Origin of the sequence: Zunongwangia mangrovi (assembly GCF_900112105.1) — a bacterium.
In the GTDB taxonomy this organism is placed as follows: Bacteria; Bacteroidota; Bacteroidia; order Flavobacteriales; family Flavobacteriaceae; genus Zunongwangia; species Zunongwangia mangrovi.
In genome coordinates this window covers 227,974-237,871 of record NZ_FOKV01000004.1, presented here as the reverse complement: position 1 = coordinate 237,871, position 9,898 = coordinate 227,974, and the positions used below count along the sequence as shown (strand labels likewise).

4 protein-coding genes are annotated in these 9,898 nt (G+C 40.5%); all 4 read left to right on the top strand.

All coding sequences use genetic code 11. From position 1 onward, the window contains the following. The 4 genes from BM201_RS11450 to BM201_RS11435 all read left to right on the top strand — a co-directional run bounded on the left by BM201_RS11450 (nucleotide 1) and on the right by BM201_RS11435 (nucleotide 9,887). Nucleotides 1–1,575: an MGH1-like glycoside hydrolase domain-containing protein gene (locus BM201_RS11450; RefSeq protein WP_092542741.1), complete on the top strand. Its 1,575-nt coding sequence runs from the start codon at nucleotides 1–3 to the stop codon at nucleotides 1,573–1,575. Between the two features lie 12 nt (nucleotides 1,576–1,587). After that, nucleotides 1,588–4,332: a glycoside hydrolase family 78 protein gene (locus tag BM201_RS11445; RefSeq protein WP_092542879.1), complete on the top strand. Its 2,745-nt coding sequence runs from the start codon at nucleotides 1,588–1,590 to the stop codon at nucleotides 4,330–4,332. Nucleotides 4,333–4,353: 21 nt separating this feature from the next. Then, on the top strand, nucleotides 4,354–6,303 hold the full coding sequence (locus tag BM201_RS18240; protein ID WP_245758625.1) for an exo-alpha-sialidase: 1,950 nt from the start codon (nucleotides 4,354–4,356) through the stop codon (nucleotides 6,301–6,303). A gap of 74 nt (nucleotides 6,304–6,377) precedes the next feature. Then, a complete protein-coding gene (locus tag BM201_RS11435) occupies nucleotides 6,378–9,887 on the top strand; it encodes a malectin domain-containing carbohydrate-binding protein (protein WP_092542877.1) in 3,510 nt (1,169 codons plus the stop codon). Nucleotides 9,888–9,898: the final 11 nt, after the last annotated feature.

Here is a 9,898-nt window from a genome sequence, read left to right as displayed (position 1 = left end):
ATGAATTTGAATTATCTGAAAATATTTCTACTAACTATCATTTTAACTTCACAGGTTTCCTGCGATTCTCAAGATGAAAATGATGATGTAAAAACAAAAGCTTCAAAAGCATTTATTCTAAAACCTGAAAATTTCAAGGATTATGTTGATAAGTTCAACACTATGGAAGGCGAGAATATCGTCCAGGCCATACCAAACGACAGTTCCTTGAATTGGATGCAGGAAAATATTCCGCTTTTTGAAACTTCTCAGAAGAGCTTTGAGGAAATGTTCTATTACCGCTGGTGGACGGCCAGGAAGCATATTAAAGAAACCCCTGAAGGTTACGCAATTACAGAATTCCTGGTGGAAAGGTCTTATGCTGATAAATGGAATTTGATTAGCTGTGCGTTGAGTCATCACATTCATGAATTCAGATGGTTGCATAACCGGGATTATATTGACGAGAACGTGCATGTATGGTTTCGTGGAAATGATGGTGAAAACATGGAAAAATTGCGGTCCTTCAGCAGTTGGACTGCAGCGAGTCTTTACGATAAATTTCTGGTAGACCAGAATGAGGATTATTTGTTGGATATGTTTCCAGATCTGGTAGAAGAATATGAAGCCTGGGAAGGAGATCGGAGAAGGGATGACGGGCTTTTCTGGCAATATGATGTTAAAGATGGCATGGAGGAGTCCTTAAGTGGTGGCCGACACGTTAAGAACACTCGTCCAACCATTAACAGTTATATGTACGGAAATGCAAAGGCACTTGCGGAAATGGCTCGTATGAAAGGAGATGAAGAACTCGCACAACGCTTCGAGAAAAAAGCAGATACGTTGAAACAGCTGGTAGAGGAAAAATTGTGGAATCCAAAAGATCAATTTTTTGAAACTTTTACTGAAAATGATACCTGCGCGAATGTTCGGGAAGCCATTGGGTATATACCATGGTATTTTAATCTTCCTGATGAGAATGCAGAATACAACGAAGCCTGGAAACAGGTCAAGAATGAAGAAGGATTTTTAGCGCCTTTTGGATTGACCACGGCAGAGCAAAGAAGTCCGCGATTTAGAACGCATGGTACCGGCACCTGCGAATGGGATGGAGCGGTCTGGCCCTTCGCCACTTCTCAGACGATGACCGCGCTGGCAAATTTCATGAATAATTACAATCAGGATATCGTTCAGAAAGAGGATTATTACCAATTAATGGATCTGTATGTGGAATCTCAATATTATCGCGGTAGGCCTTATATTGGTGAATACCTCGATGAATCTACGGGTTACTGGCTCATGGGAGACCGGGAAAGAAGTCGGTACTATAATCATTCCACCTTTAACGACTTACTCATTACCGGGTTGGTTGGTTTGCGTCCCCGTGCAGATGATAAAATTGAGGTGAATCCGCTGATTCCACAAGACCAGTGGGAGTATTTCTGCCTAGATAATGTGCTGTATCACGGTGATATTCTTACCATTTTATGGGATAAGAACGGCGAGCGATACAACAAAGGAAAAGGATTTAAGATTTTCAGAAATGGAAATGAAATTGCTTCTGCGGACAGTCTAAAACGAATAGTTTCAGAATAAATGAAAGAGAGGATGAAAAGTATTTTTACACTAATGGCAATCATTTTAAGTTCAGGATTTGTTTTTCCGCAAAGCGGAATAAATCTTCAGGAACTGGAATGTGAAATGCTCGAAAACCCTTTAGGGATAGATGTGGTGCAACCACGACTGAGCTGGAAAATTGAGACCGATAAATCACAGGTAATACAGGAAGCTTATCACATCATGGTGGCTTCCAGCAGGGAAAAACTGCAAAATAATGAAGCTGATCTCTGGGATTCTGGAAAGGTTAAAAGTGATCAATCCATCAATATCACATATAATGGCAAAGAGCTGGACAGCAAGGACAAAGCCTTCTGGAAAGTGAAAATCTGGACAAATAAAGGAGAGTCAGACTGGAGCGAAACGAACTTCTGGAGCATGGGAATCCTTACCTATGCTGAATGGAAATCTACTCGATGGATTGGTTACAATCAGCTTTTTCCTGGCGAAAGCGTAAGTCAGTTTTCAAGACTATCCGCAAGATATGTGAGGAAGAATCTTGAGCTTGAAAAACCGATCAAAGAGGCCAAAATATACCTGATGGGAATGGGGCTTTATGAGCTATACATCAACGGCAATCAAATTGGAGACCAGGTATTGGCTCCAGTTCCTACTGATTATACCAAAAATGTGAAATACAATGTTTTTGATGTGACCGAAGAGCTCTCTGAGGGGAAAAATGTCATAGGAACTATTCTGGGTAACGGTCGGTACTTTGCGATGCGGCAGGAATATAAGCCTTATAAAATCAAGAATTTCGGTTTTCCGAAGATGGCTATGCAACTGGTCGTAGAGTATGAAGATGGTTCTTCTGAAACCATTAAAACCGACGAAAGCTGGAAGTTTACCGCGAACGGTCCTATCAGAGCCAATAACGAGTATGATGGGGAAACTTATGACGCGCGTATGGAAATTCCTGGTTGGAACACGGTTGAGTTTGATGATTCAGACTGGATGAATCTAATGTGGGTTCAGGAACCTGGCGGATTTTACGAAGGCCAGATGACACCGAATATGAAGGTTAAGGATACCGTTATGCCTACTTCTGTAAATAAAAAGGATGATGGTTATATCCTGGATATGGGGCAAAATATGGTAGGCTGGCTTCAAATTAAAGTAAATGGCAAGAGAGGCGATACGATAAAGATGAAATTTGCTGAATCTCTTAAAGAAGACGGAACATTGTATACAGCAAACCTTCGGGATGCCAGGGTAACCGATCATTATATTCTGAAAGGAGATGGAACTGAAACCTGGGAACCGAAATTTGTCTATCACGGTTTCCGTTTTGTGAAAATTACCGGATTGAATTCCAAGCCTGAAATTAAGGATTTTATAGGGAAGGTAGTTTATGATGATATGAAAACGGTGGGAGAATTTGAGTCTTCTGACCCAATCATGAATCAGGTTTATGAAAATGCCTTTTGGGGAATCCGTGGAAATTATAAGGGAATGCCCATCGACTGTCCGCAACGAAATGAACGTCAGCCCTGGTTAGGTGATCGTACTACTGGAGCATACGGGGAAAGTTTCCTTTTTGACCACCAGACGCTTTATTCAAAATGGCTGGATGATATTAAGTATTCACAAACCTTAGATGGCGGAATTCCAGATGTTGCTCCGGCATTTTGGAGATATTACGGTGATGGTGTGACCTGGCAGGGAACCTACATCACTGTTGCTGATATGCTTTACCGGCAGTATGGAGATGTTTCCGGAATCCGAAAGCATTATCCGTACATAAAAAGATGGGTTAAGTATATGGAGGCTAATTATCTGAAGGATGATTTGATGACCAAAGATAAATATGGTGACTGGTGCGTACCACCGGAATCACTGGAGATCATTCGCGCGCAGGATCCAGAATTACTTACCGATGGGGATGTTCTCTCCAGTGCATTTTACTATTATCTGCTGAATCTAATGGAAAAATTTGCTGGACTAATTGATGCTGAAGAACAGGATATTGCTTATTACCAGGATCTATCAGAAAGAGTGAAAACCGCTTTCAATGAAAAGTACCTTGATCAATCAAAACTGGTGTATGCAAATAATACGGTAACCGCAAATGTGCTTCCATTAGCTTTTGGGATGGTTCCTGAAGAACATGAGCAGCAGGTTTTCGAAAATATGACTCGTGAAATCGAAGTGAATAAAGACAGTCATATAAGTACTGGAGTAGTGGGAACACAGTTTTTAATGCGCACGCTAACCGAATTTGGTAGACCAGACCTCGCATTTACATTAGCGAGTAATAACACCTATCCAAGTTGGGGATATATGGCAGAAAATGGTGCAACCACCATCTGGGAACTATGGAATGGTAACACGGCCGATCCAGAAATGAATTCTCAAAACCATGTGATGCTCTTAGGGGATCTCATGATCTGGTATTATGAAGATATGGCGGGAATAAAATCTGATCCCGAAAACCCTGGTTTTAAAAAGATTTTAATGGAACCTCATTTTGATGCAGGGTTGGATTACGTAAATGCATCTTATGATTCCAGTTACGGTGAAATAAAAAGTCACTGGGAAAAGAATGGAAAGAAACTGAATTGGGAAATTACCATTCCACCGAATACTTCCGCAAAAATTAAAGTTCCGGTTTCAAAAATTTCCAATGTAAAGCTCAATAACAACCAACTTGAAAGTTTGGCTGAAAATGTTTCGGTACAAGAAGAACACGTCATTTTCGAATTACTATCAGGCGAATATACGATCAATATTAACTAAAAGAATTTCAGTAAAAAAGATATGAGAACTTACCAATTATTGATGGTCTTAATAGTAGCAATTCTTTCAGGCTCCTGCCAGGATCAGGATAGGAAGAACGATATGGCTAAGAATGAAGAAATAGCTTTGGAAGATAAAACCTGGAAAGAAGGAATAGTTTCCGAAGAATACATCTATAAAACAGCGCCTTATCCATCAGCACACGCTGCAACTATTGAAGAAACTACATCGGGGGATCTTATCGCTGCCTGGTTTGGTGGTACTCACGAGCGTAATCCAGACGTTGGAATATGGGTAAGCAAGCGTACCGAAAATGGCTGGACAGAAGGTGTTGAGGTTGCTAATGGAGTGATTAATGATACGCTGAGGTATCCAAGTTGGAATCCTGTTTTATATCAGGTACCAGATGGTGATCTATTGTTGTTTTATAAAGTAGGACCACACCCATCTTCCTGGTGGGGAATGATAAAGAGGTCATCAGATGGTGGAGAAACATGGTCTGAAGCTGAAGAACTTCCGGAAGGATATTTAGGGCCGATCAAAAACAAGCCGGTTTTAGCGAAAAATGACAAATTAATACTTCCATCTAGTGTGGAAGGAAACGGCTGGAATCTGAAAATGGAATCTACTTCAGACTTCGGTAAAACCTGGAATACTACAGATACGATTCCGAATGGTCCAGAAGAGATTCAGGCGATACAGCCCAGCGTTCTGGTTCACGAAGATGGAAGATTACAGGCCGTTGGTCGTACAAAAAACAGGGCGCTATTTTCTACGTGGTCTGAAGATAATGGAGAAACCTGGTCTGAAATGGAATTACTTTCTATTCCAAATAACAATTCCGGGACCGATGCGGTAACTATGGATAATGGAAAGCACGCTTTAATCTACAATCACGTACTTCCTGCGGGTGATAATTACAAGGACAAACGGTCACCATTAAATCTTGCTATTTCTGAAGATGGTATCAATTGGGAAGCGGCTTTGGTATTGGAAGATTCTAAAATAAGTCAGTATTCCTATCCGGCGATCATTCAGGGGTCAGATGGAATGCTTCATGCGGTGTATACCTGGAGAAGGCAACGTATCAAATATGTGAAAATTGATCCTGAAAAGCTGGTAACTTTTCCTATTGAAAACGGGGAATGGCCAGGTCCTGTTAAGGAACGTTACAAAATTGGAGTTTCAGACTGGATGATCATGAAAAGACAAAAATTAAGCGCTTTTGAACTGGCACAGGAAATTGGTGCTGATGGAATTGAGCTGGATATGGGTAGCCTGGGTGATCGGGATACGTTTGAGAGCAAATTGGGAAATCCTGAAGAGCGAGAAAAATTCTTGAATAAATCTGATTCTACCGGGGTAGAAATTGCCGCAATTGCTATGTCTGGATTTTATGCCCAGTCCTTTGCTGAAAGACCTACCGTGAAGCAAATGGTAGGAGATTGCGTGGAAACCATGAAAAACATGAATGTTCCAGTTGCCTACCTGCCCCTTGGAGTAACCAATGACCTGAACAAGTACCCGGAATTGCGACCTGAGATTATTAAACGCTTACGCTGGGCAGCAGAGCAGGTAAACGAAATTGATGGTGTGATCGCTATTGAGACTAGCCTACGAGCTTCAGAAGAAAGAGAATTGTTGGAAGAGATAGGAAACCAGAATATTAAGATCTCCTTCAACTTTTCGAAAGCGGTGGAAAACGGCTGGGATATTTCCGAGGAACTAAGAACGCTGGGGCGCGATAATATCGCGCAGATCCATGCTTCGACTACCGATGGGGAATGGCTGGAAAATAATGACAAAATTGATATTCCGAAGATCAAGGAAACGCTTGATAATATTTACTGGAAAGGTTGGCTTATTGTGGAACGTTCACGGGATACATCCATGGTTCATGACGTTAAAGCCAATTATGGCGCTAACGTGAAATACTTAAAGGGGATTTTCCAGGAGAAGGAGCAGGAATAAAGCCATTTCAATTTGTTGAATATTAATAATTTATGATTAAAAATCGCTTCATAGTATTTTTTATTTCGTTTTTGATGCTTTCCTGTAAATCTGGGGAAGACCGAAGCACAAATAACACTATCGATGAAGATCAGCAGGAAATAGTTGATCATCCGAGATGGGTAATTTCTTTAAAGGAGAACTGGAGAACTATTCGAGAAGACTCTGAAATATTAAAAGATACAACTAATATTCAAAATGTAAAGTTTGATGATACTTCCTGGGAGAAAGTAGATGTGCCTCATAACTGGGATCAGTATTATGGGTATCGCCGAATGAAACACGGGAACCTGCATGGCAATGCCTGGTATCGTAAAGAATTACAATTAGATCCTAAGCTTGAAGGTAAACGTCATTTTTTATTTTTTGAAGGGGTTGGTTCTTATGCGACGGTGTGGGTCAACGGTAAAAAAGTGGGTAGCCATAAGGGTGGCCGAACAACCTTCACCTTAGATATTACAGATGCCTTAAACTTTAAAGGGGAAAATAGTATCACGGTTAAAGCTGAACACCCCCCTTTTATTGCGGATTTACCCTGGGTTTGCGGTGGATGTTCAGGGGAATGGGGTTTTTCTGAAGGATCACAGCCTATGGGAATTTTTAGGCCGGTTTCATTAATTGTTACCAACGATATTAAAATTGAACCTTTCGGTGTTCATATCTGGAATGATAAGAATATTTCTGAATCAAGCGCTCAGCTCTATATTGAAACCGAAGTAAAAAATTACAGCAATACTGATGTTGCCAGCATTACCATTGAAAATCAGCTTCAGGATGAAAATGGTGCAATTGTCGCTACAGTTGCTGAAAATGTCGATTTAAACGGAGCAAATCCTGAAAGTTTTCAGCAAAAATTACCGCTATTAGATAGTCCGAAGCTTTGGTCGCCCGAACATCCGTACCTCTATAAGCTGGTAACCACCGTAAGGCAGGAGGGGAAAGTTTTGGATCATCTGGAAACACCTTATGGCATCCGTTGGATCAGTTATCCGCAAAACAGGAATGATGGCGATATGCGTTTTCACCTCAATGGGAAACCTTATTTTATTAATGGTACCTGCGAGTATGAGCATAACATGGGACGTAGCCATTCTTTCACCGAGGAAATGATCGGAGCACGAGTAAACCAGATGATTTCCGGCGGATTTAACGCTTTTCGCGAGGCGCATCAGCCACATAATTTAAGATATCAGGAACATTGGGACAAAGAAGGGATTTTATTCTGGAGCCAGTTTTCAGCTCATATCTGGTATGATACGCCGGAGTTTAAAGAAAACTTTAAGCATTTACTACGCGACTGGATCAAAGAAAGAAGAAATAGTCCTTCCGTTATCATGTGGGGATTGCAGAATGAAAGTACCATTCCAAAGGATTTTGCTGAAGAATGCACTGCGATAATAAGGGAAATGGATCCAACTTCTTCCCAACAACGACTAGTGACCACTTGCAACGGAGGTGAAGGAACCGACTGGAATGTTATCCAAAACTGGTCTGGTACCTATGGGGGTGATCCCTATAATTATTCAGAAGAACTTAAAAAAGATCTTCTAAATGGCGAATATGGAGGTTGGAGAACTACGGACTTGCACACAGAAGGCCCATTTGATCAGGATGGAGAATATAGTGAAAATAGGTTTTCCCAGCTCATGGAGATAAAGATGCGGGAAGCTGAAGAAGTTCGCGATAGTGTGGTTGGCCAGTATAGCTGGTTGTTCACGTCTCATGAAAATCCTGGAAGGATCCAGAATGGCGAGGCTTTTCGCGATATAGACCGGGTTGGGCCGGTTAATTACAAAGGATTCTTCACGGTTTGGAGTGAACCAATTGATGCCTATTATATGTATCGCGGGAATTATGCTCCCAAGGAAACCGAACCAATGGTTTATATCGTTTCACACGGGTGGCCAGATCGCTGGACCGAAACTGGCAAAAAGGATAGCATCGTTGTGTATTCGAATTGTGATGAAGTTGAATTATTTAATGATGTTACCGGTAAATCTTTAGGCAAAAGAAAGAATCCAGGAGTGGGAAGGCACTTCCAGTGGGATGATGTAAATATACAGTACAATGTTCTGAAAGCTGTAAGTTTTGTGAATGGAAAAGAAGTCGCAACCGATGTTGTTCTTCTGAATAATTTACCCAAATCACCAGATTTTCGACAGTTATTTACCGGAAAGGAAGTTCTAATATCTGAAGACGATAATTATATATATCGTATAAATGCCGGCGGACCAGAATTTATCGATGACTCTGGAAATACCTGGATGGCTGATGTTCACAAAACTGATGATAAAACTTGGGGATCCCGCTCCTGGACCGATGATTTTGAAGATCTACCTGCTTTTTATGCGAGTCAGCGTAGAACCTGGGATCCTATTTCCAATACTAAGAACTGGGAGTTATTTCAAACCTTCCGTTTTGGAATGGATAAACTGAAATATGAATTTCCTGTTGAAAATGGTGAGTACGAAGTTGATTTATATTTTATCGAACCCTGGTATGGTACAGGAGGCGGATTAGATTGCACCAACTGGCGTAATTTCGACGTAGCCGTAAACGGTAATACCGTAATTAAAAACCTGGATATATGGAAAGAAGCTGGTCATGATACAGCAATTAAGAAAACTGTTTCTGCAACAGTGCAAAATGGCGAATTGACAATCTCATTTCCTAAGGTAACATCAGGACAAGCGGTAATTTCAGCAATAGCTATTAGAGGAAAGAAACAAACTGCGGCAAAAGCATCTTCAGGAATTTTTAAGCATATTTATTCAAAAAATATAGAAAAGAAAACCTGGCTGGATATTGGGCAAAAACAATATACAGATTCAGAAAAGAAATGGACTAAACTGCCTTATCAGGTTTTTGGTACAGAATGGCTAAGTTTTCCTTCTGAAAATTTAAACCGTTCTGGGGGTTTCAAACTGAAAGAAACTTCAAGCGTATATATTTTAAGCGATACCGATACCCTTAATAAGCCAAATTGGATGCGCGATTTCAGGAAAATATCGGGAAGAGCAGTAAATTCTGAAGGAAAAAAGTTTCATGTTTATCTAGATACAATTTCTGCTAATAAAACTTTTCAATTTGGAAATGAAGATGAATCTGATTTTTCCATAGTTGCCGTTCCCTTATATAATATGGGAGAGGGTGAGGAATCGCGACCTTCTGTAAAATTTGAGGCAGAAGATGCTTTGTTTACAGGAGATAGTATAAAAAATTTCAAGGATAGCGATTATTTGGATTTTGGAAATAAAAGTCCGGCAAGTATTGAATGGAAAGTAAGTACCGGCCTAGCTGGAATTCATTTGATGCGTTTCCGGTACATGAACGTAAGCGAAAAGCCAATTGATGTAAAGTTTGAAATTATTGCTCCTAACGGTGCCATAGTTAGAAACGACCAGATCACCTTTCCTGTACGTGACGAAAAATGGAAAATTCTGAATACTACAACCGGAGGATACATCAATGCAGGAACCTATACGATTAGAATTTCTGCAGAGAGTTTAAAAGGTTTATGGTTAGAGTCGTTTGAATTTCAATGATTGAAATTATT

Bases quoted from the DNA above. Each gene is read 5' to 3' on its own strand.
- BM201_RS18240 (WP_245758625.1), top strand. From the start codon at position 4,354: ATGAGAACTTACCAATTATTGATGGTCTTAATAGTAGCAATTCTTTCA.
- BM201_RS11450 (WP_092542741.1), top strand. From the start codon at position 1: ATGAATTTGAATTATCTGAAAATATTTCTACTAACTATCATTTTAACT.
- BM201_RS11435 (WP_092542877.1), top strand. From the start codon at position 6,378: ATGCTTTCCTGTAAATCTGGGGAAGACCGAAGCACAAATAACACTATC.
- BM201_RS11445 (WP_092542879.1), top strand. From the start codon at position 1,588: ATGAAAAGTATTTTTACACTAATGGCAATCATTTTAAGTTCAGGATTT.